Genomic DNA, 26,100 nt, shown 5'->3' with positions numbered 1-26,100 from the left:
TTACACACCTCACCCATGGATTGGGTGATAAAAATAGTAAAGTGATGGACTTAACGACCGTAGATTATAGGGTTATGAGCCAGTAAAAATGGCCGCGCCCCGGATAATGGCCCCAGGAATAATCGAGGTCGTTAACGCAACAACTGATAGCTTTTACATGGCAGCAATTGCACCAATAGTAGTGCAAACGGCTGCCTGCATGATGAGCTAGCCTTTCAGCCCAGGTTTGCTGGGCACATCAACTTTCAACTGCTCAAGCTTGTAATGCTTGTTGATCTGCTGGCCATCAGCCGACGTATCCACAATGGTCAACTTATCCTCATTGGCCGCAAAGGTAAGTTGCGCATCTTTACTGCTGGTTTTCCAGTGGCCTTTTTCAGTTGCCCAAATGGCTTTAGTGCCTTCAATTTTGCAACGGTAGATATCGTGCTTCCAGTTATCCTGTTCATGATAAGAGACATAAACAAGCTTACCGTTAACATCATCCACATTAAAAATTGACGGGTCTTTATGTAGCGCCGTAGCCACAGAAGCGCGGCAGATTTCGGCATCACTGAATTGGCCTTTGTTGTTACCACAACCGGCTAGAGAACCCGCCAGTAACAGCGATGGCAACACAACCAAAGTTGCACGGGTGAACATAACTCCTCCATAAAATACCACAATGAAGTGCGTCATTTCAGAGATGGCAGGCAGCAACCACATTGCAGCAAGAACATTGATTTTTTAGTCTCTACCTATCCGCCGTCAAAATAAATCAGAGAAACATGTCTTTTTGTTCATGTTTATGCCAGCTAAAGAATGCTCACCTGTATCGCCACACTCGTACTCACCCGCACCGGTTCTACTATCTAATAGAAGTGCTCACTCACTGCTTTATCACTCGATAGCTCGAAATGGGCACAGATGACAAGCATAAGAAGGTTGTCATAGCCGTTACTCACACAAAAAAGGCGCAAATGCTGCCACTTGCGCCCAGTAAACCACGGCCATTTAGCTTAGGAGCTTTTTAACTCTGACAACTTATATTGGTTGGTATGCTGCTGACCATTACCGCTGGTCTCAGTGATAGTGAGCTGATTGTAATTGGCTATAAAGGAGATTTGCCCTTCTGTTTGGTTTTGCCACTGCCCTTTGTTTGGCGCCCATAACACATGGTCACCATCGAGCCGACAACGATAAATATTTTGTGATGAATCAGTGGGATCAGTGTAAGACACGTAAACCAGCTTGCCGTTTTTATCCACCAGGCTAATGGTGGAAACATCATGCTGTAACGCCGTTGCCATAGTGGCTTTGCAGATCTCGGTGGCAGAAAACTTGTTTTGAGTCTGCACATTATCATCGCATCCGACCATCACCAGTGCGACCGTTAATGATGAAAGTGCAACCCAAATTTTACTTAGCGCCATATATCCTCCAGGAATCAGCAGCTGAACTCGCTAATAACATGAGAAATTGTCGTCAAATTAAGTACATTTGTGCCCACAGGCATAAACGACGGCGGCAACAAGCATTTCAGCAACACTCAGGCTTGTGCTAAATCACGCCATTAAGACGTCAACGCTATACAGCCGATACCAATGCCCACAACACAGCAATACTCCGAATACACACCACAACTTCCACATTTTGTGCATGCGTAGTGAACTAAGTTATAGACGCTCAAACCGCGAGGTTCATTACCTATAGACTAAGGGCTAATAGCCATTTTTTAAGAATTTGTGAACGAGGCGGTAAGAGATCTTGGATAAAATCAAGACTGAATTTTGTTACATTTGGATTGGTGAACAATGTGAAACTACCCAAACAAGAGTGATGTTCAACCTACTGCATCACAGGAGGAATTAGAATTATCTGTAATTCCATACCAACACTTTTCAGCGGATTAGAAGTTAACATCAAAATATGCAGCTAACTGCCACCCCACAAAACTTGACTAATCTTTTACAAAACTACATAGTGGAACACACAACTACTGCAATTTAAGGGAATGAATTAATGGGTGGTATCAGCATCTATAGCGTAATGCTTGTCACTGTTTTGGCTCCACTTCTGCTCACAGTATTTTCAAAACGAACCAAAGGCGCTGCAAAGCTTGGTTGGGCCATTTTAGTGATTGTTTTTTCGTGGGTAGGATATGCAATATTTCTAATCGCCACGACATACCTAAACAAAAATAGTAATCAACAAGCCTAATATCTATATACAGGGCATCTATTTAAAGCTTACTAGTGTTCCAATGGAGTAACAAACTTTAAAAAGATGCCCACTAATTATCATTCATTACATTTTCAATAATATAATCAAAAATAACTAATCATCAATCCAATAGATAAGTAACTCTTAGATTGTCAAAACTTAATTATGTAGACTCCAGTTATTTATGTTGTAATATTTCTTGTATTATTAACAGTAAAATACTGTCCAAATGTGCAGTTACCAGTATTCCCGTTCATTCAACTCAGAGAAAACAAAGACCCTTAACTCTTGACTTATAATGACAAAAACATTAAAAATTTAAGATTAAATAACATTAATAGGAAATAAGCATGACACTCAAACCATGGTGGATATTATGTATATTTTTTATCTTAACCAGCATAAAAACTCAAGCTTCAGAATTAACTGAAAGTTATATAGTCAATACATTTCATTTGCAAGGTTATGATGTAAAATACCAAAACATGAAAGGGGAGTATATCTCTGGGCAAGACTTTATTACGCATTTAAAACAAGACTATCTCGAAGCAGAAAAACAAGAAAAAACAATAAGTTTAAAAACCATCAAGGATGATAATAAGCATATTGCAGTAGTTAAGGTTGTTTTTGAAGAGAAACAGAAAGTAACCAATTTAAATCCTGGTGATTTAATTCCTTCAGTTAGTGGAGCTAATTTATTAGGGAATAGCATAGTTAATGATTTTTCGAAAAATAATTTTACGCTTATTACAACATTCTTTGCAGAATGCGTCGCCTGTATTCAAGAAATTCCTGCTATTAAAGATTTTATTAACCATCATCCAGATGTGAGCGTGTATTATATTACATTCGAAGGTCCTGCACAGACTCGAGATTTTGTTAAAAAATACCATATAAAAGCTAATTTCATTAGCAAGGCAAAACCTTGGTTAGATGATATTGGAGTAAAGACCTACCCGACAATTATGTTGGCGGATAATGCCGGAAAGCTACTAGTCGCCCGAACAGGTTATAACATGGATGAAGGTCTTAAATTTATCGACAAGTTCTTATCAGAGAAATAATTTTTATAATTTAGTCCCACTTCAAGTCTCCTGGCGAATATTGTGCTTAAGGACATCTCTGACACGTGCCAAACGATATACTTACGATTAGGGGCTGACCAATTACATGGATGTAATTAGCTGACGTCGAGTTTACCAAAATGTATTGCCCGGCAAGCCATAAAAACGTCGATGTATAAACATGCTGTAGGCAATTCATAGGTACAGAAATATCATAGCCGTCCACACGCCGTAAAATTGCTTAAGCGGCAACCGCGGCGAAGCTCTGGCAGCCTTTGGGACACACTTTGGCGCAGGATTGGCAGCCGATGCAATCACCACCATCGGCGATGTCCATCACCATCATCACCTCTTCGCCGTAGTCATCATCTTCTGGTTCGCGTTCCACCAGATCGAACACATTACGGGAACAGACTTTGAAGCAGCGGCCACAGCCGATGCAGTTCGCTTGATCCACAGCCTGAATAAATTGCGGCTCCCAGTTTTTACCGCCTCGGGTTGTGCCCACGATATTGCTCATCACGCCATCCTCTTATTATCATTAGTAAAAATGCTTACCACTCTTCATCCATTAATGCCTGCAACCGCTCACGGCCATCTTGTTGCGGCGGAGCCTCCAACTGTTTCAGTGAACGGGCCAGCCAGCCCATCGGGGTGCCGTTGAGTTCCTGACGGATATCTTCCAGCAGTTGATGAATGTCGCAGCCTTCTGCCACCTTGACCGGGTGAATGCCTTGATCCAGCAACTGCCGAATGGCCGAGGCGCCACAAGCGTTGCAGAAGATAGCTGCGCAGTGGCTCAGATCGCGGATACGCGCGGGCAGTCGGTCGTGGGTACGGCTGTCATCCTGTGGATATTCAATGGCTTCCAAAATGCTCCATTGCTCATGCCCGACACCGTATACCAGTACGCTACGAGCGCTGCCAAAGTGCTGATCCACATGGCGACGATCTAAGGTGGCAAAGGCAACTTTTATCTGAAATTTGGCATCGGGCAGCGGCTCCACATGCAGTTTGCGTTCACTGTTAGATTTGGGGAAAGTCGCACTCATGACGCACGCTCCTTAGGCTGCACTGCATCGGCGCCAAAGCGATAGGCGCTGATATGCGGTGCCACTTCATCGTGATGCTGCCGCAATTGCAGATTAGCAAGGGCAAACAGCCGCTCACGGCAGCCTTCGTAACCAAACTGGCGGATATCCATGTTGCCGAACTGGTCGTGACACGGATACCCCGCCCGCAGCACTGGCACTTGCGGTTCAAACATGGCGGCGGCGTGGCTGTTGCTGATAATGGTAGAAACCTGCCCGGCCACGGCATTCAAAGAGGCTAAATCACCAATCACCACTTCGGCGGCGCTGAGTTCGGCTAACCCCGGCGCATCGGCCGTGGTAACAATCCGCGGCAACCGAATGCCCATGCTGGCTAACAGCTTGCCATATCCGATGGCGAGATCAGGTTCTAGCGCGATGGCAATCTGTTCATTACTCAACACAAAATGGCAATCAAGCATGGCATCTTGCAAACGGCGGCGAGCGCGGTCAATCCAGTCTGGCACGGGCTTGCCGCTTAACTGTGACAAAGCCAGCACCAAGGCATCCATTTGCGCCATGTCCATGCCCATATCCAAACTGATCAGCGGAATGTCGAAGCGTTGCTGTAGCCAAGTTGCGGTGGGCAGTAATGAGCGCCCAAGCACCAGCGTGGCACAACTGTCGGCCATCAGTTCAATTTCTAAAATGGAGGTGCCGCCAGTGGAACAAGCCGCGTAATCACTGTCATCCAGATGCCCGTCGAGCGACAGCGATAAATCCGGCACCATAATGGCGTCCAGCTCAAAAGCTTCCAGATAACGTTTAAGGGTTTCAATATCTGCGGCGGTCATACCGATAGAGCACAACACATTGAGCTGTTGCCGTTTTTTCTGGCGGCCACTGGGGGCGAGTACCGTTTGCCGCACCACCGCATCGACACAACTGGCATAGCCAGTTTGCATCGAGCCGCTGAAATCCGGCGTACTCATATTGATGATGCGCGTTGCGGCATATTGTGGATATTGACTGCGAAAATCGTGAATTACCCGATAAGTATCGGTGCCCTGCATTTCGGTAAGGCCGGTGGTCATCACAGTGATTAACTGCGGCGCTTCTTTGTCGCAGAGAGTTTTCAGCGCGGCAAACAGGTTGTCGTCACCACCCATCACTGCCGCGACCTGATCGATAGCGGTGTTCTGCAATGGAATGGGTTCACGCAGGTGCTGAATAAGGTAAACCTTGGCAAAAGCGCCACAGCCTTGCGAGCCGTGCAGCAGCGGAATAGTTTTCTTCAGTCCCATGCTGGCAAGGGTCGCGCCGGTGGCCGGGCTGGTTTTCAGCGGCTGAGTCACCAGCGGCGTGTTCTGTTTAATGATGGTCGCCATAACCGCCTCCGCTTATTGACCGTAAAGTGCTGCGACTGGCTCAGCACCAGAATTTTGTTGCCAAGGCGCCTGACTGCGTACCGCGCCCCAAATCGGGCTATTGAGAGTACGCACCAATTCGGCTGCCAGAGTGATCATGCCTTCGTAGCCAGCATAGGCGTGGTGCCGTTCTTGGTTGATGTCGAGAAACGGCAAGCGGCCTTTCAGCGCGGTGTACATGTTGCGGCCACCAGCAATCATCAAGTCAGCGTTGTGCTGCCGACAGGTATTGAGCAGTAAGCGGGCACCACCTTCGTCCAGCATCAGCGCGTTTTCGCCCATGATCTCGGTGATACGTTGTTTATCGGCCTGGGTGGATTTTTTAGTGCCAGTAGCCACCACTTCAATGCCAAGTTCATTGAGCGCGGAAATCACTGACCAAGACTTAACGCCGCCGGTGTAGAGCAGCGCTTTTTTGCCTTCGAGTTGCTCGCGATATGGCCGTAACGCGGCGCGCACCCGGTCTTCTTCACGGGCGATCACTTGTTCAACATGAGCACTGAGTTGGTCGTCATGCAGTAACGCGGCAAAGTGACGCAGCGCAGCCGAGGTGTCGGATATACCGTAGAAGCTGCCCTCAAACCAAGGTACGCCCCACTGTTCTTGCAGCAGTCGTGCGACATTGATTTGCGCTCTGGAACACACCACCATCGCCGCATCGGCGCGGTGCATGGTCTGAATTTGGTGAAATTGAGTATCGCCCGCCATACAGCACAACACCCGCAACCCCAGTTCTTCCAACAGCGGCGACACATGCCAAAACTCGCCGGCGATGTTGTACTCACCAATCAACACTATGTCGTGCACATGGCGGCTGGGGTCATGTTTCATTAAGGGTTTGGCCGGAGGCTCGGCGGTGCCGATGACATATTTCATCATCACACTGCCAGCAATGCGGTTACCAAAATTTTTGTTGCCATAGAATCCGGCGGCATCGACCGGCACCACCGGAATGCCCCAACGTTCCTGCGCCAGTTTGCAGATAGCGGCAATATCGTTGCCCTCCATTGCGGGCACGCAGGTCATATACACAAATACTGCTGGCGGATTATGTTGTTCAATCAACTGCTTGATAGCGTGTAACAGGCGTTTTCGGCGCGGCCCATAATCACGTCTTGCTCATTGAGGTCAGTGGTAAAGCCTAAACGAAACAGGTTAGCACCGATGGCGCGAGTACCGCGGTTGTTCCAACTGTTACCGGCACAGGCGATAGGGCCGTGCACTATGTGGCCCACATCGGCAATCGGCAACAGGCTGATCTGCGCGCCATCAAAACAGCAACCACCGGATGTGGCACCGGGCTTGGGACGGGAACAACCACTCTTTTTACCACTGTTGTGTTCGCAGGCTGGCTCGTCCTGTAGCAGCCGGATCTCAGATAGTTTCATGCTCCCTCCCTACTCGGTTACCGTATCATCCGCACAGATTGTTAGTCGGATACGGGGTTACAGGTAACAGTGCAAATCCGAAGCCAATAACTAAGCCATTGTTTTATTTATGTTGTTAGTTTGTCAGCTAACCAACAAAAAACGCCTTTGTCGTATATGCGACAAAGGCGAACACTTACAGCCCAAAGCGACAATATGTCAGGCGCTATGTAGCGCAATCAAAATGCCAGAACACTGTTCCGGCCAGGGAGTGAGGCTGGCACAGCCGGTTGTTGACAGGCGTACCAGATGTAGATCGAAGCCATTGAAGCTGAGATAGGGCTCACGTTCGCCGGTGTCATCTTCACTGCATAAGGTGAAGCGCCACTGCGGGTAAGCGGCCCGCATCCGGCTCAGCAGTGCTTCATCAATGGCTGATTCTTGCGCAATACGTGAGCCAATGGTTTCTATTTCATGCTCAAGCGTCATCCCATTGCTCCTCGAATTGCAGTTCATTCTGGCTGGAGGTGATCCCCAACAGCTTGCAGATCCAAGGTGGCGGATTGTGGCTGAGCACCAGGCTCAGTTCCGTTAATGCTTCAGCGGCGGCGACTGGCATCATTTTTTTCACCGGGTGGATATTGGCACGGGTCACTTTGGCTGCGGCTGGGCCACCGATGGATAGGGTAAACAGCATCTGACACCCCTTGAGCTGGTTCAGCATATATTCGGCGCGGGCTTCGCCCTGCAAACCGCCATCAATATTGCGCACATCCACCAACTGATGAGCATAGGCATTCACTTCGTACACCAGCACCCGCATACAGGAGCCGTAATGACCGTTGATCATTTCCCCTGATTGGAGGTAATCGCCACCGTGAGCTTGGGGCCGACTAACGGCGGTAACAGCCGCAGTTGTGGCGCATCCAGTTCCTCCACCTCACTATTGGTAAGGATTGCCAACGCCGATGACACATCGCGGCGAGTGGGCGCTTCGCTAAGTGAAGACACCATCACCCGAAACGATTTAGGTGAAATAGCCGCCAGTTTTTCTGCCGATAAAGGTTCGCCCAGATGCTGCAACAGCAGATCCAACAGCGCGCCTAATCCCACATCCGGCAAGTTCCGTACTGCCAGGGCAATGCGCAGCGCGGCTTCATCGGAAATCAAAGGTTGTTGCATCATCGCCCATTCCTCCTTTACGCGGCTTGGAGCCGTTTGGCACGCACGGTAATCGGCAACCTTTCCGGTGCCGGGATGGGATCGATATAGTAAATAGCGCCGCCCGCCAGATGGACTTCTCCGCCCCATTGCTCGGCAGTGTCGAATTCAAAGTGGGTGATCGCTTCTTCCAAATCCTTTTTCGGCAGGTACAGACACAGCGCGCCCTGCTCGTTGTACTGGATCATCACATTTGCCATGGTGTTTTCCTCAAGCCGTTACCAGAAATATTGCCGGTGGCATCGCTGTCACCGGCGTTTTGCTTAACGCACCAGGTCAAAGGCAAAATCTGTTTTGCCCAGTTCCATCGTGTCGCGATCCAGCTTGGCCAGCACTTCGTTCACCAAGGTAGTGAGGATGTACATGGCTCCTTCGTAGCCCAGAGTCGATTGACGATGCAGGTGGTGACGGTCAAAGATCGGGAAGCCGATACGGACCAAGGGTACTTCAAACTCGGCCCCCTTGGCTTTGGTATCACGCTCGATGAATTTACCGTAGGAGTTGCCGATCATCAGATCCGGTTTTTCAGTAAACATCAGCGAACGGAAGTGCCACAAATCTTTGCCAGTAAACACCTGCGCATCTTGGCCGTAAGGGGTTTCCGCCAGCAGGGCTTCCATCTGCTTACGCCAGCGCTTGCTGCCGTTATGACACAGTACGTGTTTCACTTCGCAGCCCAACTCGGTGAGGAACTTGCACATCCCGGTGAGATAGTCTGGGTCACCAAACAGCGAGATAGTCACGCCGTGCAGCCAGGTGTGAGAATCGGTCATCATGTCCACCAGCCGGCCACGTTCCTTGGTGATGGACGCCGGAATGGGCTTGCCGGTCAACTCCGCCACTTTCATCACGAAGTTGTCCGTCCATTCCAGCCCCATTGGGATTTGCAGGTCTGGGACTTCCTGCTTCCAGGTGTCAGTGACAAACTTTTTGGTTTTTGACAACTGATCGGGTTGCAGCAACAACGTGGTAATGGCATTGGGTGCATCTTTCAGCTCAGCCAGCGGCGTGCCACCGGCATACATGCGATATTCGCCATCGGCAGGCGTATCTAGCACTTCTGAGGGGTCGCACAGGAAGGAGTAGTCCACATCCATCTCTTTCAGCATGCGATGGATGACGCGATAGTTGCCAAGATAGGTTTCAAAGCCCGGCACAATGTTGATTTTGCCGTTGCTACCGACCGTCTTGTCAGCCATCTCGTTGAGCGTGAAATAGCGTAGAAAACCTTCAAACATTCCATCCCAACCGGTGACATGGCTGCCCACAAAGCTTGGCGTATGGGCAAACGGGGTTGGCACGCTTTCCGGCAGATGACCTTCTTTCTTGGCGTTACCAATGAACGCATTAAGGTCATCACCAATCACTTCGGCCATGCAGGTGGTGGATACCGCGATCACTTCCGGCTTATAGAGCGCATAAGCGTTTTCGAGACCAGCAAACATGTTTTTCTGGCCGCCGAATACCGCAGCGTCTTCAGTCATGGAGTCGGAAACACAGGCGACCGGCTCTTTGAAGTGACGGTTGAAATAGGTTCTGAAGTAAGCCACACAACCCTGGGACCCATGCACATAGGGCAGAGTATTTTCAAATCCCAGGGCACAGAGTACCGCCCCCAATGGCTGACACGCCTTGGCGGGGTCGATGGTGATGTGCTTACGGTTAAAGTTAAGCTCTTGGTATTCCTTGGTTGTCGTCCAGTCAAACACCTCTTTGACTTTGTCGGCATCTACGCTTTCTTCAAAAGCATCCCGCTTACCCGCGAGTAGCTCCTGATATTCCGGTTGCCGGAACAGGGCATAACCGGTTTTGATATCTTCAACTTTTTGCGTCATGACTCTTCTCCTGCCGTGCCACTAATCCGTGAACCCCGGCTCGGTTATCCGGGCTGAACATAACTCAGCCTGTCTTATGCTGACTGTTGCAAACTGTCAGCTTCCGCCTTAACCCAAGGGGCCTGCATCTTGCTCCAGCATGGATTGTTGATGGTCAGATCCATATCGCGGGCGAAAATGGCAAAACCATCCACACCGTGGTAAGGGCCGGAATAATCCCAGCTGTGCATCTGGCGGAACGGAAAGCCCATTTTCTGGAACACATACTTTTCTTTAACGCCGGAACCCACTAAATCGGGTTTCAGCTTTTTGACGAAGGTTTCCAGTTCGTAAGCACTGGCATCGTCAAACAGTAAGGTAGCTTCCTTCAATTCAGGCGCGGTTTTGACATAGTCATCGTTGTGGGCAAATTCATAACCCGCACCGACGATTTCCATGCCCAGATCTTCATAGGCACCGATGATGTGACGTGGCCGTAAACCACCGACGTACAACATGACGGTTTTGCCTTCTAGACGTGGACGGTATTTGGCAATCACCTGATCCCACTGTGCCTGATAGCGCTTAATGACGGCCTCCGTTTGCGCCTTGATCTTGTCGTCAAAGAAGGTGGCAATCTTGCGCATCGATTCGGCAATTTTGGTGGGGCCAAACAGGTTGTATTCAATCCACGGAATACCGTTTTTCTCTTCCATGTAGCGCACGATATAGTTCATAGAACGATAGCAATGCACCAGGTTGAGTTTGACATGCGGGGTGTTTTCCATCTCGGCTAACGTACCGTCACCAGACCACTGCGCCACCACGCGTAACCCCATATCTTCCAGAATGATGCGGGAAGACCAAGCGTCACCGCCGATGTTGTAATCACCAATAATGGCAACGTCATAAGGCGTGGATTCAAACGCTTTGTCAGCGGATTTTTCCAACACGTGATCGCGGATGGTATCGTTGGCGATATGGTGCCCTAACGACTGCGATACTCCGCGGAAACCTTCGCAACGCACCGGCACAATGGTTTTGCCGATTTCAGCGCTTTTGGTTTTGGCCACCGCTTCGATATCGTCACCGATAAGCCCAACCGGACATTCAGATTGAACCGAAATGCCTTTAGACAGCGGGAACAGTTGTTCCAACTCATCAATGGCAGCGGCGAGTTTCTTGTCGCCACCGAACACGATGTCGCGTTCCTGAAAATCGGTAGTGAAGTTAAGGGTGCCGAAACTGTCTACCCCAGTAGTGCCAGAATAGTAGTTACGACGACCGGCGCGGGAATACTGACCGCAACCGATAGGCCCGTGAGAGATATGGATCATATCTTTTACTGGCCCCCAAACTACCCCTTTAGAACCGGCGTAAGAACAACCACGAATGGTCATCACCCCGGGCAGGGATTTACGGTTAGAGGTGACACATTTACTACCGGCTTGCTCTGGGTCGTTTACCGCCAAATGCTTAGCGCGATCCTTTTTCGCCGCCGCCGGATAAACTTCCAGTACCTCGTCAATCAAGGCCTGGGTTTCTGCTTTGCTCATCGACATCGCTGATTCCTCATTAACTGATGCAGGAGAGGCTGAAAACCACTGACCTTAGGCCGCGTTTTCTTCCGCCGCAGTTTTACCGATGATGGTTTCATCTTCCTCTTCGAGGATACCGAACTCCATCAGCAGATCTTCCAGTTCATCCATGGTGACCGGATTAGGTACCACGAACATTTTGTTATCGATGATCTTGCGCGCCAGCGTGCGATACTCATCCGCCTGCTTGCAGTTAGGATCGTATTCAATAACCGTCATACGGCGGATTTCAGCGCGCTGTACTATGTTGTCGCGCGGCACAAAATGGATCATCTGAGTGCCAATCTTGGCCGCCAGCGCCATGATCAGTTCATCTTCACGGTCAGTGTTACGAGAGTTACAGATAAGCCCTGCCAAGCGCACACCACCCGTGGCTGCGTACTTGCAGATACCTTTAGAGATGTTGTTAGCGGCATACATCGCCATCATCTCACCAGAGCAGACGATGTAGATTTCCTGCGCTTTGTTTTCACGGATGGGCATAGCGAAACCACCGCACACCACGTCACCCAACACGTCATAGAAAACAAAGTCCAAGTCGTCTTCATAAGCGCCCTCTTCTTCGAGGAAGTTAATCGCGGTGATTACCCCACGACCCGCACAACCAACACCTGGCTCTGGGCCACCTGATTCCACACAACGCACATCGCCGTAACCGATTTTCAGTACATCTTCCAATTCGATATCTTCTACCGAACCGGCTTCTGCTGCGGTTTCCATGATGGTGTTCTGCGCTTTGGAGTGCAGGATCAGACGAGTCGAGTCGGCTTTAGGGTCACAACCGATGATCATGACTTTCTTACCCAGTTCGGCCAGTGCCGCTACCAGGTTCTGGGTGGTGGTGGATTTGCCAATCCCCCTTTCCCGTAAATCGCACATTGACGAATTGCCATCTTGGTTCCTCCCATGTTGGATAAAAACAATTCGGCAACGGTTGTGCGAAAATTAAGCCAATTAACAAAATTTAAACATACTATTGAATTTAAAAGGTTTTATTTTTGTTAGTTAACGAACAATGGGAGTGGCAGACAACAAAACCCAAGGGAATTGTCGTGTTTGAAACAAGTTTGTTGGGTCTGCTGGGTCAGTTGAGTTTGCTTGTGCGGCGGACTTGTCACATTGGTGGGTGGATGACTCAGGTCATCCTGCGCGGAGTTTATCACTGCGTGATTGGATTGATGGCAAACTGCGTTTGCGAAAGTCGTGGAACTGCTCGTTCCACACCAGAGCCAAAGGGCGATGCTCGTCCCGCAACAACATCCATGTTTAACGGCCAGCTCGCCATCCATGGCTCGCGCTCATAAGCGCACTCATCGTAGATGAGTATTCGCCCTTATAACCCCGACGACGCCCCACGCCGCGAAACGCTACGGGCTTATGGTTTGCCATTTTCGCAAATCGCACCGATTCGCCCTCCATGGCTCAACGTTGCTTCTCGATATCTGCCGGGCAGGAAGCCCAAATGTCGCGAAGGACATGGATGTCCAAGAGCGGCCATATCTCGATTGCTCAATGGCTGCCCAACGCTCCTTCGCCGCGCCGAAGGGGGAATTGGCGTTGTCTGAAAATTCAGTATGTTAGCCGAGGTTAAATTGGTGGCTGTCCCCATTTTTCGCCAGTCCCATTTTTCGCCAGTTCCGTAAGCTGACCAAAACCAAGGGTGGATTTGCAAATGAAAACAGTTTGCTTAAGCTGCTTTATGCCGGTATCTTGCGGGCATCAGAGCATTGGCGCACCCAGTACAAAATCGGAATCTGTCACTGTTGTCGATACACTTCGGGGGCGCTTAGATCCTCATATCGATCTGTGACCAAGCTGACTCAGAATATTGAACACCCTCGGAATGGCTACTGGACTCGCAACTATTGGCACAACTTCTATGGCTGTAGCTCTCGGTGGTGCCGCCGCATTTACTGGTGGAGTGTTTGTAATAGCAGCTGTTGGTCTTTATTATCTGACACAAAAATAATTGGAGTAAACCATGGAATTGTTAACTTCTGAAGATTTGAACTGTGTATCTGGTGGTGAGATTAATGCCGAGAATACCATTAGTTTTATGGGGGCTGTTAGTGCATTAGGTGGTGCTTTTGCTAAATCAGCAGCGGCTCCGGCGTTAGCAGTTGCTGCTGCATTTACCTCGGGCTATTGGCTTGGTTCAGCAATGAATCAAATGGCAACTAAGTAATTGATATAATGTCCCCCCTCCTTGTGACGGAGTTTATGGTGAAATTTAGTGCTAGCATGTTGGATTTTATTTATATATTAGTTGTTTTCTTATGCTACATGATTTCTAGCAACATCATTTTTTCTTCGGCCTTTTTATTGGTGTATATGGCAATTGTTTTGGCTGGATTTAGAAAATCTTGGAAAATTGCTATGAATCTAATAGCTTTAGCTTTCTTATTTAAACTGATGTTTTTATGAGTTAGATAGTTTTTGCTAGATAAAACGCGGTAAAAATGAGGACAGCTAAAAATGAGGACAGCCACCAATTTAATCCAACTAACACACCGAATTTACAGGCAACACCAATTTCCCTTGGCGCGGCACAGGTGCGTTGGGCAAACATCGAGCAGTCGAGCCATTCGCCGTGTAATAACTAAGAACAACACAGACTTGGCAGGAGTACGCCGAGAATTCTAAACACGGAAACTTCAAGCAGCATTCGCAAACAGCGTTTGCGATAAAAGCTCGAAACCGTTTCGCGCCCCCAAACGGCCTTAGATGTGCTACACATCAATTTGCTCTGTGCTAACTATCTGCATACGATTGGAGCGTTGTCTAAAGCAATTGCTGACAACAGCTTTCATCTCTTCTGGCATATGCGAGTCATTGATAACTGACAGCACCTTGTCAGCCTCTTTAGGAAAATCTCGCTGAATAATGGCCAAAGCGAATTTCTCGCTTAAGCCGATGCCTTTGGCAAACTGCAAAAAGTCGATCCCGAGGTATTCGCCATAGGCAGTTTCAAACCCTGGCGCCAGTTGCTGCTCACCTTCTTCGATGGTTAAAAGTGGCAAAGCAAGGTAACCAGAAGCGAAGTAAGTGGGATATGGCGCAACACTGACAAAATCATAAACAGGAGCGAGTCTATTGAGCGCCACAATGCCGAAATTACGCAGGTGTAAGTCGTTATTACCCAGTAAATATGCGTAGGCCACCCGACGAAAGAAATCGCGCACATCGACCAAGGTTTTTATTACGTTGTGGTCTTTTAAAAATCGGCCAATGGTCTCATAGCTAACCATCTGCTTGCCCGCATCAATTCGGCCATATTTTTCCGCTATATTCATGGCCCCATCTAACTGCTCTTGATGAATTTTGCTGCCATCTGCGGCACGATCAAATCGCTTGATGACAAACGCATACTCAACTGCTTTGCCCGCCTCAGGCGCAAATTGCAACATACCAAACGGCGGCACAACAAACTTAAGTTGTTTCATCACCGACATAATGCAGTGCTCGTTCTCTGCCAAATAAGGAAATTCGGGTGGTGAGGGCTTAAGTATGAAGTCGCCTTGGCTGTCGATAATATCAAAGTGTCGCTTGGCGACATCGAGTGTTAACTGTAATTTGGGTTGCGCGCCAGAAATGCTCATGCCTTTCTGCTTCGCTGGTTTTTGTTGTACAAATTCGGCAGCGGTGAACGGCAGTTCAAAGCTAATACGGGATGCCCCCGCTAACGCCTTCATCCCCGCTTTGGAGAAGCCGGTTTTCTGCTCGGCGGGGGTCAACAACGTTTGCAGCGTAATGCGACAGTTAGACATGTCAGTACCCTTTTATCTGGATTGCACCCAAAAGGTTGTCACCGTTTTCCATCAATATGCCCAGCAAATCGTTTTCATCAATTTTTTGTTGGTTGCTATACACCCGGCGCAGCCATCCCTCAGGTGCTAAAGATGAAAAATAGGGATGCAGTGCCCCCTGTGAAACATAGGGTTCAGTTCTTACGGGCAGGCTGAGGGAAATGCGGGGGCCGGCGTAGTCGGCAAGATACTGAAATGAATACTGATCGTCCTGCTGGGTAAGATCTCCCGCATGAACGCCATGCAGCAACACCATCACTTTGCGATACATAATTTGCCTCCAAGCGCCTCGACAACCGTTAGCACCGTGGCGATGGATGTGCCTTTGGGATCATCAAGGATACGGGTAATCGTGCCTCTTGAAGCGTCTGACTGTAGCGCAAGATCTGACACTTCTATCCGCTCCTTGATGCGGAATTCTGCCAACAGTTTGCCAAGCTCCGATGTATTGGAAATCTCATAGAGCGATTGATACTTATGTTGATCAATGGAGCGGGTTAACTCTCGCTTCATTTCGTCCAACTGCTTCACAGACTCAAGCAACTGCCGCTGTAGCCTTTCAATATTCTCTAATGCGTCGTTATTCATGCTGTCCCCAACGTGCTGATTGAATGCCGCCGTCTGATGAATTGCTTGAACGCCTGTTTGTGACTAAAGCAGTAACAAGCAAGGTAGCTGCTCGTTCATATTAAGGCGCTTTCGTGCACAAAAAATGAACATATAACCAATATTTATCTTAAAATATATAAAATTATATACACAGATAGTCAAATGATAAATATTTTATACAAAAACATATAAATTTATTAATTTGTTCAAAATTATAAATTTTCAATATAAAAACATCAAAATTATATACATATATGATAATTATTAGTTTTTAAGCTCAAAATTATGAACGTAAAAGGGTAATAGAGAGCAATCCCTGGCTCTAAGAAGAATGGATATCCAAAGGCAAATCTGAGCGATTTATGGCGTTACTTATGACAAGAGAAAAGCGCGAAACCCTTTCGCGTACTCAAATGCCACCGTCTTTGATTGTCTCCAGCCGCAAAAACAAATTTCTCGCTCCATAAATCAATAAACCTACATTTTATGTCGCTAATATTAGTGTGAGCACTGCTGTATGCTGCTAAGCAGAGATTGCGACGAAATGAGGAGTACGGTGAGCGTCATCGCCAATTGCAGTCACTCACCACCTGATGAAGTAAGCCTATATACACCCGCTGATTTTACTGGGAAGGAACAATAACAATGGAACTGCATTTGCTGACCGAAAACCAAGTTTACCTTCGCTCGAAAATACGTTGGGCAATCATGTTGCCCTTACTCAGCAGCCTACTTACGGGTTGTGGTGGCGGTGATGATAACGCCGAGGTTGCACCGCAGCCCGCACCACCGGTGACAACACCGGAACCTGAACCGGGTGAGACGCCAGATCCTGAACCGGGTGATACACCGGTGACGCCAGTCCCCGAAGATGAAAATCTGCCGCCATTGGAGGCTCCAGCACTGACCAGCGCCGTACCCTTGCCTCGCGCAGATGCGCCCTCATTACCACCACCGCCCGCGAGCTTACGCTTGCCCGCCGACTTCCAAGTGGGTCAGCAGCGCCAAGCAGCTAAATCGACCCGCAGTGCGGTGATTGCCGCGACCGAGGCAGCGTTGATCACGCCAGTGGCAGCGACCTCTTCGGGCGATGAAAATGACACCAATACCGCCGCCAAAGCCATTGATGGCGACCTGCAAAGCCGATGGGAGAGTGCGTGGAATAACACCGCCATTGACCCTGACGCGGCGTGGTTACAGTTTGATTTTGGCAGTAAAACCGCGATTGGCTATATGAAGCTGCTGTGGGAACGCGCCCATGCAACGGAGTATGCCATCTACATCTCTGATGATGCCGAGACTTGGTATCAACTGCGTTATGTGGTCGATGCTCAAGGCGACACTGAGCAGTTCTACAATTTGGGCATTTATGCCCGTTATCTCCGTTTGCAGGGAATAAGCCGCGCCACGCAATATGGCTATTCGCTATTTGAGGCGGAGTTCCGCGCGCCTGCGGCCGATAATTCGCTGCTGCCGCTGGCAACCTCTGCGATAGCGTTTCCGATGTCTGGCGCGGGGCTAACGCCACTGCCGCAATTTGCTGAACCAATCGAATCAACACAGTTTTCGCTGCCTGATGGCCGTTTAGTGACGCGTTTTGGCATGGTGGGCCGCTCTCGTCATGCGCGGGAACGTGGTGAAGACTGGAACGAAATGGGCTATGGCGTGAATGATACCGTCGATGCAGCAGGTAATCCGCGCGATAAAGGGCCCGGGGCACATCTCAATTTTGTAGCTAACTATTTTCAGTTGCGCACTTGGGGCGTAGAGATCATCGACGACAGCAATGTCGCAGGTGTGCTCCATCCTAAGTTAGTGGTTAACCAATACTTTCAGCAACCGCAAAAGGTGGCGGACACGTGTTTGTCCGCGGTTTTGATAATCCCTATGTGACCGGATATGGCTGGATGAGCCCCGGTGATTTATTGGATGATTCCACCTATCTCACCGATGGCGCGCCCTGTCCGGTCGTTGCTAAGCCCGCCAATGGCGCACTGCTACGCCCTGACAGCGGCTACAACGATGTTATTGGCGCTAACGACGGTTGTAGCGTGTTGTTCGATACCTTTCCCGGCCACCGCGACAATTCGCCCGATGCCAACGGTGTCATGGCACCAAATGGCAACACCATTGACTCTCGCCCATTGGTCAAAGGCGATGTGTTGGAGTTCTCCAGTTCGTTTTTTACCACCCGTGAGATTATGGATGCGGCGGGTGACCGTCACGGCTATCGCTATTACACCAACGAAATGACCTACGTGATGGGCCAAGGATTGCGTCCTTGGTATGGCGTGCAGCCACGCCTGAAAAACCAACCATTACCAGTGGAAACCCTGCAAGGTGGCACGGGCTCCATCTCCTATGATTACGCCGATAACGCCGCATTTATGTTCCAACAACCGCACACCACCATTGCGATGGAAAACATGCAGCGCTTTGTTGAGGGGCGCCGCTGGATCCACACCAATTTATGGACTGGCGAACATAATGAGGCGGATAACGATCGCAATGATGCCGGCATGCAGCTGCAAGGACCACGCTTTAACCAATCGTCCTGTTTTGGCTGCCACATCAATAACGGCCGCAGTGCCGCGCCAACCGTAATCAATCAACGGCTCGATACCATGGCAGTGCGCACGGCTGAGTCAACCGCCGCTGGCACCTACTGGCCAGATAGCCATTATGGTGTTGCGGTGCAGATGAACGCCCGTTCGACCACTTCTGGCGCAGTCGAAAACTGGGGTAATGCGGTGTGGCTAGCGGGATTTGAGTATTCCTCCGCCGTACTGGGCGACGGTACTGTGGTAGAACTGCGTAAACCCAAAGTGGCGTTTGAAGGCCCCACCCCGGCGGTGTATTCGGTGCGTTCGGCGCAGCCGATGATCGGCATGGGGCTGTTGGAAGCTATCCCCGATGCGGAGATTTTATCCCGCGTGCGCAGCACGCCTGATGAAGATGGCGTGCAAGGTGTCGCCAACTATGGCTATGACCCAGAAACTGGCGCGGTACATCTTGGCCGTTATGGTTGGAAAGCCAGTAAAGTGAGCTTGCGCCATCAGGTCACCAATGCTGCACTACTGGATATGTCAGTCACCTCAGCGGCTTATCCTAATCGGCAATGTCTGGCAGGCTCGGCACATTGCAACGCCGCAGCCGGTACTGAAGTGGGTCTTTCTGCGGAAGCCGTAGAGCGTATGACGCAGTATTTGCAGCTGTTGGGGGTTCCAGCACAACGTAGCCTTGTTAGTGGTTTCCCCAAAGGCGTGGCGCCGCTGGCCTATCTGGATGTCAATCCAGAGTCGATTACCAAAGGGCAGCAACTGTTTAGTGATATCCGTTGTAACAGCTGCCACGTGGTGGAGCTACAAACCGGTGCCACGTCCGAGTTCGCCGAGGTGCGTAATCAAACCATCAAACCCTATACCGATCTGCTACTGCACGATATGGGTGACGAGCTAGCTGATGACTTTGAAGAAGGTTTGGCACGCGGCAACATGTGGCGTACCTCACCGTTGTGGGGGATCGGCTACACTGAATATGTCGCCGCGGGTACACCTGTGGGCTACTTGCACGACAGCCGCGCACGCAATCTCACCGAAGCGATCCTATGGCATGGCGGCGAGGGAGAAGCCAGTAAACAACGGTTCGCCGCGCTCACCGCACAGGAGCGACAAGACTTGCTGGCTTTCCTTAAATCTTTGTAATGGCTTCTTACGCTGGTCAGCCTTGCGTTGACCAGCGTTTTTGTAATCGCTGTGACTCAGAAGAAAAATGAGGACATCCACCAATTTAATCCCAAGTGGTTGAAGCATCTTTTATATCTAGGATTAGTGAGGTTAGTCAAAACCTCGTTTTGATCTTTTTGTTTATGGCTTGCAGCCATAAAGGTGTTGCCTTGACGATATGGCTATTACCAATATGCTCTGTCGTACTAAATCGCCTGCAGCGGGCGCATGCACAGATGATCCAGTGACACGCTGTGAACCCATCCATGGGCGCTCGATCCTCGGCGTCCTGCCTCGGACGGTCACTGGTTCATCTGTGCTGGGAATTACGCTATTTCCCTGAAAAATCTGATCAATGAAATGAGAATGAGCACAATTTCCCAGTTGAAGACTGAATTTGAAAGTACCACGAAAAAAGTTTTTATGCCCATTTGTTAAATTAAAACATACAGTAAGATTTAATATCAGCTGTTAGATATTCCAGTTCTGGAAATATTGTTGAATGATGAATGCCACACATCCTTAATTCATAAAGAATGTTTTCTTTAGATGTGGCTGGAATGGTATATGATTTTATCATTTCTGGACATGCTTCTTGAGCATCTACAGTGGGTATTAGATCGCGATTATAAATGTATTTTCCTGTATGTATAGTAAAGCATCCAGCCTGACTAATAAGTCTCTTATTAATCATTGGCGGTTGATATAAAAAGATAGAGTCATTTAATCTACTAATTGAATCGCCCACTTCAAAAGTTAGATTTACGGGATCGTCATTTGTACAATAATGATTCTCAAGACTGCCTTTAATTTTAACTATTTCGTCAAATTTTAAATCATTAAAGTATGTATGTATCTTACTATTTACCTTGTCTTCCTTGATTTGCAACTCAATTATCTTGTTAATTAGCATCTCTTTAGCACTAAGAAACGAAAATACAATTTCATTTCCATCTAATATTACTAAGGTTTCCCAGAAATCAATATTTGAAATTAAATATTCAAAGTTTTCAAATTTTCTTTTTTTAGAATCTAAAATAAATAGGTTGCCATCTTTGTGATTTTTAGATGAACATGCAAAATATAATGCAACTAAAAGGTTTTCTGTCCAGTCTAATAATCTTGTAGGTAGCCCATAATGCTGAGCATAAGTGAGAAGTTCTAGTATGTTATTATGCTTATCTTTAGCTTCTGGATTTCTTCTAATAAACTCCTTAATTAGCCTTGATTCATCATAGAGCTTTCCATCCATATTTCTTAACACACTTGGTATTAGCTTATAACTGATGTCTGAGTGTCCTCTAAACCATAAGTTACCACCTATGTTTTTCGTTACATCTATAGCATCTGAAAGACTATTAATTTCTACCATAAAAATCCATTTAAATTTCTATAGATATTAGAATTAATAACTATAGCATGGATAAATCACTTATTAATAACATAAAAAAATGGAGGCTAAAAAATGGGTGCGGCCACCAATTTAATTCCAGCTAACACACTGAATATTCAGGCAACACAAAATTCCCCTTGGCGCTGCCGCAAGCGTTGCAGAAAATGGCGTAGCCGAGACATGGATGTCGAGGCGCGAAGGTCGAACAAGGATGTGAGTCCTGAGCATAGCCAGATTTTCTGGCATAAGCTGGCGGAGTTTTCAGCGACGTGGGGCGTCGTCGGGTTTCCAAAGGGCGAGGGACGAGCATCGCCCTTTGGCTCAGGTGTGGAACGAGTAGTTCCACGACTTTCCGCAAACGCAGTTTGCACGTAGGCGCAGCCTATTTAGCCGTAGTGTGAGCACGCAAGCTCACGACTTTCACAAGCGCCAGCTTAGTGAGCAAAAGTGGGGACAGCCACTAATTTAATTCCAGCTAACACACTGAATATTCGGGCAACACAAAATTCCCCTTCGGCGCTGCCGCAAGCGTTGCTGAAAATGGCGTAGCCGAGACATGGATGTCGAGGCGCGAAGGTCGAACAAGGATGTGAGTCCTGAGCATAGCCAGATTTTCAGCATAAGCTGGCGGAGTTTTCAGCGACGTGGGGCGGCATGGGGTTTGACAAGGGGATGAGGCCGTCCAGTCCCCTTGTCCTCAGGTGTGGAACGAGTAGTTCCACGACTTTCCGCAAACGCAGTTTGCACGTAGGCGCAGCCTATTTAGCCGTAGTGTGAGCACGAAAGCTCACAACTTTCACAAACGCCAGCTTGGTATGGCGCAAGCCATCACGACTTTCCGCAAACGCAGTTTGCATAGGTGCAGCCTATTTAGTCGTTGCGTGAGCACACAAGCTCACAACACACACTCACTTTTGTGCTAACAGCTGCAACACTGCACCAGTGCCTGTGTGTTTAACACCTTCAATCACCTGCCGATCTAACGCTTGCAGATGCAAGATATTCAGCGCCGCTAATTCGCTAGCGACTTCATCTTTATCCAACAGCATTTCTACGGCCTTGGGGCCGCCAGTACCGAATTGTAATTGTCTGGCTGTATAGCCTTCCAACAGGAATACGCCGCCCGGTTTTAAGCTATCAATCACCTGCTGATGCACACGTTTACGTAGCGCAGCTGGCAGATGACAAAAAATAGAGACGATGCCATCCCACTGCTTGTTGCCAAAGCTAAAATCCGCCAGATCGGCCTGAATATAGTCAACATTGACCTCATATTGCGCCGCGAGTTTCTTCGCTTTAGCAATACCAACAGCGGACAGATCGACGGCGGTGACTTGGTAGCCTTGTCGTGCCAGATACACAGAGTTACGGCCTTCGCCATCACCAATACACAACACCCGCCCTTGGGGCAGATCGGCACTGTGCGCCCGCAAAAATTCGTTGGGTTCACTGCCATACACATAGTGTTCGGCATTGTAGACATCATCCCACATACTACTTCCTTGGTTTTTGTAACACTCATAACAAGGGTTACGACAACAACAGCGGCGGCCACCGCCGCCTTCTATAAATTTTTTCTAATGTATCATAAACCACGAACAAGCGCACAGGCTTAACGGTTAACGTCCACCAGCACCCGTCCCTGAACTTTACCGGCTAACAAATCACTGGCGGTGGCAATGGCTTCGCTCAGGCCAATTTCACGGGTGTTGTGATCGAGCATGGCTTTATTAGGCAACCACTGGGCTAACTGCTGCCAAGCGGCAATGCGCTCAGCCTTGGGACGGGTGACGCTGTTAATGCCCAGCAGGCTAACACCACGCAAAATAAACGGCGCGACCGTTGCCGGGAAATCCATGCCCTGCGCCAGACCACAGGCAGCCACGGCACCATCGGCTTTGGTAGCAGCACAGGCATTAGCCAGCGTGTGACTGCCGACCGAATCCACCGCCGCCGCCCAGCGTTCTTTGGCTAAAGGTTTCCCCGGTTGGCTCAGTTCACTGCGGTCTATGATGGCACTGGCACCTAAGGCTTGCAGAGAATCTGCCAGTTCAGGGCGCCCGGTGGCCGCCACCACCTGATAACCTTTGGCAGCCAGCAAGGCGATGGCAAAAGTACCGACACCGCCGTTGGCACCGGTCACCAGCACCTCACCTTTTTCGGGGTTAGCCCGTGTTTTTCTAGCGCCATGATACATAGCATGGCGGTGTAACCGGCGGTGCCAATCGCCATAGCATCGCGCGCCGAGAAAGCCTCTGGCAATGGGATCAGCCAATCGCCGTTAAGACGGGCAAACTGTGCTAAGCCGCCCCAGTAATTTTCACCAACGCCCCAGCCATTTAGCAGCACTTTGTCACCCGCCTGATAATCTGGGTGGGCACTTTCGATAACAGTCCCTGCGAGATCGATCCCCGGCACTAACGGGAATTTACGCACCACCGGCCCTTGGCCGGTAATCGCCAAGCCATCCTTGTAATTGAGTGTGCTGTAAGCCACTTGTACCAACACGTTTTCGGGGGCAATTGCGCGTCTGCAAGCTGTTGTAATTCACAGCGGTAACCTTGTTCATCTTTATTGATTATCAATGCGTTGAACATCTAGAACTCCCTGAACCAGGCGGTAAATGTGCCCAGCAGTGTAACCAGTTTTTTATGCAGAAATGAAGTTAGCGATTAGTCCCATCAAATCCGCCCCTCGCGCGTATGTGTTATAGACGACCACCGCGAGCCTTGTGCCTAAGACCGCCATTGATAAGGAATAAGGAGTGATTATTCAAGGTCGGCACGGGGTAAAACATGTTGGCATGTATTCCGTAATAGCGAACACAAAAATAATCCGGTGACTGCACCGGATTATCTAAGTTGTCGTTAACTGATAGAGACAGACGATAAACGCTTAACGGAACCAGTTAGTCTTGCTTAATTCGACAATTTCATCACCACGGCCATTGATAATGGCTTTCATCATATACAGGCTAAAACCTTTGGCATGTTCAAACTTGATCTGTGGCGGCATGGCCAGTTCCTGCTTGGCAGTATCCACTTCCACCACGACCGGCCCTTCATCATCGAAGGCATCCTGCAACGCTTGCGGCAAGGCTTTAGGATCGTCCACGTGAATACCGCGAACCCCGCAAGCTTCTGCAATCGCGGCAAAGCTGGGGTTTTGCAAGTCAGTGTCGTTGGAGAGGTAACCACCCGCCTTCATTTCCATCGCCACAAATCCTAGCGAACGGTTATTGAATACCACGATTTTCACTGGCAATTTCAACTGCCGCAGCGACAGTAAATCCCCCATCAGCATGGAGAAACCACCGTCACCACACATGGCAACCACTTGCCGTTGACGGTTTTCGGCCTGAGCGCCCATCGCTTGTGACAAGGCATTGGCCATTGAGCCGTGGTTAAAGGAACCTATCAGCCGCCGTTTGCCATTCATCTGTAGATAACGCGCAGCCCAAACCGTCGGCGTGCCCACATCGGCAGTGAACACCGCATCTTCGGCGGCAGTTTCACTGATCAGCCGTGCCAGATATTGTGGATGTATGAGGTTGTGGGAGGTTTTGCCACTGGCTAGGTCGTCCAGATCTTTTCTGGCTTCATGGTAGTTTTTCAAACACTGATCCAGATGGCTACGGGAGCGACCCTCATCGATCAGCGGCAACAATTCATCAATGGTGTGTTTGATATCGCCCAACACGCCGAAATCAATCTGGCAATGACGACCAAGCGATGCCGGGTTGTTATCCACCTGCAATATGCTGGCTTTTTCTGGATAAAATGCCCGATAAGGGAAGCTGGTGCCAAGCAACAGCACGGTCTCGGCCTGGCGCATCGCATGGTAACCGGAAGCGAAACCGATAAGCCCAGTCATGCCCACATCGTAGGGATTATCGTATTCCAGATATTCCTTACCGCGCAGCGCATGGACAATAGGCGCTTGCAGTTTGGCGGCCAGCGCCACTACTTCATCATGGGCATCAGCACAACCAGCACCACAAAGCAGCGTAATCTTGCTGCTGCCATTCAACCGCTGCGCCAGTGTTTCAATATCGGGCATAGCAGGAAGATAGGTGGCGGGCTTTGGCAAACTCCACTTGGGGTCAACCCCTTCCGGCATCGGTTTTAACGCTACATCGCCGGGCAGCACAATCACAGCTACGTCACGATGCAGTATCGCTTGTCGCATGGCGGTTTCCAGCAAGTAAGGCATCTGTTCTGGATTAGACACCAGTTCACAGAACACGCTGCATTCTTTAAATAATTCTTGCGGGTGGGTTTCTTGGAAATAGTTGGTGCCGATTTCAGCGGAAGGGATATGGGCGGCAATCGCTAGTACGGGAACGCGGTTGCGGTGACAGTCAAACAAGCCATTGATCAGATGTAAGTTACCCGGGCCGCAGGAACCGGCACAGACAGACAATTCACCGGAGATACTGGCTTCCGCCCCCGCAGCAAAGGCCGCTGTTTCTTCATGACGAGTACCAAGCCATTCGATGGTGCCGATTTTTCGCAAGCTATCGCTGATACCATTCAGCGAGTCGCCAGTAACACCCCACATGCGCTTGACACCCGCTTTACTCAGGGTGTCAGCGATGAAATACGCAATACTTTGCCCCATAACAATACACTCCACTGTTTTTAATCACTGATAGCAGTTTATTAATTCAGTGACTCGCTAATTTATAGCTGAATAAATTGAAATTTTCTTACAAAACATATCATCCCTCGCTTCAAAAATGTGCGCAAGATCAAATTTATGCACTATTAGGGCAAGTTTTTATATGGATATAGCTATGGATTCTATTAAGGCATAAAAAAGCCCTTCAAATGAAGGGCCGGAA

At 49.0% G+C, this 26,100-nt stretch carries 26 protein-coding genes and 2 pseudogenes; 7 read left to right on the top strand and 21 right to left on the bottom strand.

Going from position 1 to position 26,100, the window contains the following annotated elements; translation table 11 throughout:
- Window positions 1–207 precede the first annotated feature (207 nt).
- Window positions 208–642 carry a hypothetical protein gene (locus KHX94_RS12770; protein WP_213680939.1) on the bottom strand — a complete coding sequence of 145 codons (435 nt, stop codon included), beginning with the start codon at window positions 640–642 and terminating at the stop codon, window positions 208–210.
- A gap of 356 nt (window positions 643–998) precedes the next feature.
- Window positions 999–1,412 carry a hypothetical protein gene (locus KHX94_RS12765; protein WP_213680938.1) on the bottom strand — a complete coding sequence of 138 codons (414 nt, stop codon included), beginning with the start codon at window positions 1,410–1,412 and terminating at the stop codon, window positions 999–1,001.
- A 589-nt stretch (window positions 1,413–2,001) separates the two neighbouring features.
- On the opposite strand from KHX94_RS12765, the gene KHX94_RS12760 reads away from it, so the two are divergent.
- A complete protein-coding gene (locus KHX94_RS12760) occupies window positions 2,002–2,199 on the top strand; it encodes a hypothetical protein (RefSeq protein WP_213680937.1) in 198 nt (65 codons plus the stop codon).
- A 353-nt stretch (window positions 2,200–2,552) separates the two neighbouring features.
- A complete protein-coding gene (locus tag KHX94_RS12755) occupies window positions 2,553–3,266 on the top strand; it encodes a TlpA family protein disulfide reductase (protein ID WP_213680936.1) in 714 nt (237 codons plus the stop codon).
- Between the two features lie 241 nt (window positions 3,267–3,507).
- Here the strand turns inward: KHX94_RS12755 and fdxB are convergent, their stop codons facing one another.
- The 12 genes from fdxB to nifH form a co-directional block, all read right to left on the bottom strand.
- Complete coding sequence (fdxB, locus tag KHX94_RS12750) at window positions 3,508–3,786, bottom strand: ferredoxin III, nif-specific (RefSeq protein ID WP_213680935.1); 279 nt, start codon at window positions 3,784–3,786, stop codon at window positions 3,508–3,510.
- 34 nt (window positions 3,787–3,820) lie between these two features.
- Complete coding sequence (locus tag KHX94_RS12745) at window positions 3,821–4,318, bottom strand: NifB/NifX family molybdenum-iron cluster-binding protein (RefSeq protein WP_213680934.1); 498 nt, start codon at window positions 4,316–4,318, stop codon at window positions 3,821–3,823.
- On the bottom strand, window positions 4,315–5,685 hold the full coding sequence (nifN, locus tag KHX94_RS12740; protein ID WP_213680933.1) for a nitrogenase iron-molybdenum cofactor biosynthesis protein NifN: 1,371 nt from the start codon (window positions 5,683–5,685) through the stop codon (window positions 4,315–4,317). Before nifN ends, KHX94_RS12745 begins: the two co-directional genes overlap by 4 nt.
- A gap of 12 nt (window positions 5,686–5,697) precedes the next feature.
- Complete coding sequence (locus tag KHX94_RS12735) at window positions 5,698–6,789, bottom strand: nitrogenase component 1 (RefSeq protein ID WP_280529571.1); 1,092 nt, start codon at window positions 6,787–6,789, stop codon at window positions 5,698–5,700.
- Window positions 6,786–7,112 (bottom strand): nitrogenase component 1, encoded by a 327-nt coding sequence (locus KHX94_RS21175; RefSeq protein WP_280529570.1) that lies wholly within the window; start codon window positions 7,110–7,112, stop codon window positions 6,786–6,788. Before KHX94_RS21175 ends, KHX94_RS12735 begins: the two co-directional genes overlap by 4 nt.
- Before the next feature lie 198 nt (window positions 7,113–7,310).
- Window positions 7,311–7,580 (bottom strand): DUF6129 family protein, encoded by a 270-nt coding sequence (locus KHX94_RS12730; protein ID WP_213680932.1) that lies wholly within the window; start codon window positions 7,578–7,580, stop codon window positions 7,311–7,313.
- On the bottom strand, window positions 7,570–7,941 hold the full coding sequence (locus tag KHX94_RS12725; protein ID WP_213680931.1) for a NifB/NifX family molybdenum-iron cluster-binding protein: 372 nt from the start codon (window positions 7,939–7,941) through the stop codon (window positions 7,570–7,572). The genes KHX94_RS12730 and KHX94_RS12725 overlap by 11 nt, the downstream gene beginning before the upstream one ends.
- Window positions 7,938–8,276, bottom strand: a complete 339-nt coding sequence (locus KHX94_RS12720) for a dinitrogenase iron-molybdenum cofactor N-terminal domain-containing protein (protein WP_213680930.1) — start codon at window positions 8,274–8,276, stop codon at window positions 7,938–7,940. Before KHX94_RS12720 ends, KHX94_RS12725 begins: the two co-directional genes overlap by 4 nt.
- Window positions 8,277–8,290: 14 nt before the next feature.
- Window positions 8,291–8,512: a putative nitrogen fixation protein NifT gene (gene nifT / locus KHX94_RS12715; RefSeq protein ID WP_212594380.1), complete on the bottom strand. Its 222-nt coding sequence runs from the start codon at window positions 8,510–8,512 to the stop codon at window positions 8,291–8,293.
- A 63-nt stretch (window positions 8,513–8,575) separates the two neighbouring features.
- Window positions 8,576–10,147 (bottom strand): nitrogenase molybdenum-iron protein subunit beta, encoded by a 1,572-nt coding sequence (gene nifK, locus KHX94_RS12710; protein WP_213680929.1) that lies wholly within the window; start codon window positions 10,145–10,147, stop codon window positions 8,576–8,578.
- Between the two features lie 74 nt (window positions 10,148–10,221).
- Window positions 10,222–11,688 (bottom strand): nitrogenase molybdenum-iron protein alpha chain, encoded by a 1,467-nt coding sequence (gene nifD, locus KHX94_RS12705; protein WP_213680928.1) that lies wholly within the window; start codon window positions 11,686–11,688, stop codon window positions 10,222–10,224.
- Window positions 11,689–11,736: 48 nt separating this feature from the next.
- Window positions 11,737–12,603 (bottom strand): nitrogenase iron protein, encoded by an 867-nt coding sequence (gene nifH, locus KHX94_RS12700; protein WP_213680927.1) that lies wholly within the window; start codon window positions 12,601–12,603, stop codon window positions 11,737–11,739.
- 119 nt (window positions 12,604–12,722) lie between these two features.
- On the opposite strand from nifH, the gene KHX94_RS12695 reads away from it, so the two are divergent.
- The 3 genes and pseudogenes from KHX94_RS12695 (at window position 12,723) to KHX94_RS12685 (ending at window position 13,909) form a co-directional block, all read left to right on the top strand.
- On the top strand, window positions 12,723–13,028 hold the full coding sequence (locus KHX94_RS12695) for a hypothetical protein (protein WP_213680926.1): 306 nt from the start codon (window positions 12,723–12,725) through the stop codon (window positions 13,026–13,028).
- A gap of 319 nt (window positions 13,029–13,347) precedes the next feature.
- Window positions 13,348–13,534 (top strand): annotated as a pseudogene (locus KHX94_RS12690) (IS256 family transposase); the annotation flags it as partial.
- 171 nt (window positions 13,535–13,705) lie between these two features.
- On the top strand, window positions 13,706–13,909 hold the full coding sequence (locus KHX94_RS12685; RefSeq protein WP_213680925.1) for a hypothetical protein: 204 nt from the start codon (window positions 13,706–13,708) through the stop codon (window positions 13,907–13,909).
- 544 nt (window positions 13,910–14,453) lie between these two features.
- Here the strand turns inward: KHX94_RS12685 and KHX94_RS12680 are convergent.
- From KHX94_RS12680 to KHX94_RS12670, 3 genes are read right to left on the bottom strand one after another with little or no spacing between them, the layout of a single operon-like run.
- Entirely contained in the window at window positions 14,454–15,491 is a 1,038-nt protein-coding gene (locus tag KHX94_RS12680; protein ID WP_213680924.1) for a HipA domain-containing protein, read from the bottom strand.
- A 1-nt stretch (window position 15,492) separates the two neighbouring features.
- On the bottom strand, window positions 15,493–15,801 hold the full coding sequence (locus tag KHX94_RS12675; RefSeq protein WP_213680923.1) for a HipA N-terminal domain-containing protein: 309 nt from the start codon (window positions 15,799–15,801) through the stop codon (window positions 15,493–15,495).
- The gene (locus KHX94_RS12670) at window positions 15,786–16,118 is read right to left on the bottom strand and encodes a hypothetical protein (protein WP_213680922.1); all 333 of its coding nucleotides are present in this window, start codon (window positions 16,116–16,118) and stop codon (window positions 15,786–15,788) included. Before KHX94_RS12670 ends, KHX94_RS12675 begins: the two co-directional genes overlap by 16 nt.
- Window positions 16,119–16,784: 666 nt before the next feature.
- Between KHX94_RS12670 and KHX94_RS12665 the strand changes: the two genes are divergently transcribed.
- On the top strand, window positions 16,785–18,032 hold the full coding sequence (locus tag KHX94_RS12665; protein ID WP_213680921.1) for a discoidin domain-containing protein: 1,248 nt from the start codon (window positions 16,785–16,787) through the stop codon (window positions 18,030–18,032).
- Window positions 17,999–19,843: a di-heme oxidoreductase family protein gene (locus KHX94_RS12660; protein WP_213680920.1), complete on the top strand. Its 1,845-nt coding sequence runs from the start codon at window positions 17,999–18,001 to the stop codon at window positions 19,841–19,843. Before KHX94_RS12665 ends, KHX94_RS12660 begins: the two co-directional genes overlap by 34 nt.
- Window positions 19,844–20,303: 460 nt before the next feature.
- Here KHX94_RS12660 and KHX94_RS12655 read toward each other — a convergent pair whose 3' ends face one another.
- The 4 genes and pseudogenes from KHX94_RS12655 to poxB all read right to left on the bottom strand — a co-directional run bounded on the left by KHX94_RS12655 (window position 20,304) and on the right by poxB (window position 25,877).
- The gene (locus tag KHX94_RS12655) at window positions 20,304–21,236 is read right to left on the bottom strand and encodes an FRG domain-containing protein (protein WP_213680919.1); all 933 of its coding nucleotides are present in this window, start codon (window positions 21,234–21,236) and stop codon (window positions 20,304–20,306) included.
- A 929-nt stretch (window positions 21,237–22,165) separates the two neighbouring features.
- The gene (locus KHX94_RS12650; protein ID WP_213680918.1) at window positions 22,166–22,750 is read right to left on the bottom strand and encodes a class I SAM-dependent methyltransferase; all 585 of its coding nucleotides are present in this window, start codon (window positions 22,748–22,750) and stop codon (window positions 22,166–22,168) included.
- 119 nt (window positions 22,751–22,869) lie between these two features.
- A pseudogene (acuI, locus tag KHX94_RS12645) lies at window positions 22,870–23,854 on the bottom strand (acrylyl-CoA reductase (NADPH)).
- A gap of 298 nt (window positions 23,855–24,152) precedes the next feature.
- Complete coding sequence (gene poxB / locus KHX94_RS12640) at window positions 24,153–25,877, bottom strand: ubiquinone-dependent pyruvate dehydrogenase (protein ID WP_213680917.1); 1,725 nt, start codon at window positions 25,875–25,877, stop codon at window positions 24,153–24,155.
- Window positions 25,878–26,100 lie beyond the last annotated feature (223 nt).

Origin of the sequence: Shewanella dokdonensis (assembly GCF_018394335.1) — a bacterium.
In the GTDB taxonomy this organism is placed as follows: domain Bacteria; phylum Pseudomonadota; class Gammaproteobacteria; order Enterobacterales; family Shewanellaceae; genus Shewanella; species Shewanella dokdonensis.
This window is presented reverse-complemented; position numbering and strand designations above follow the sequence as displayed.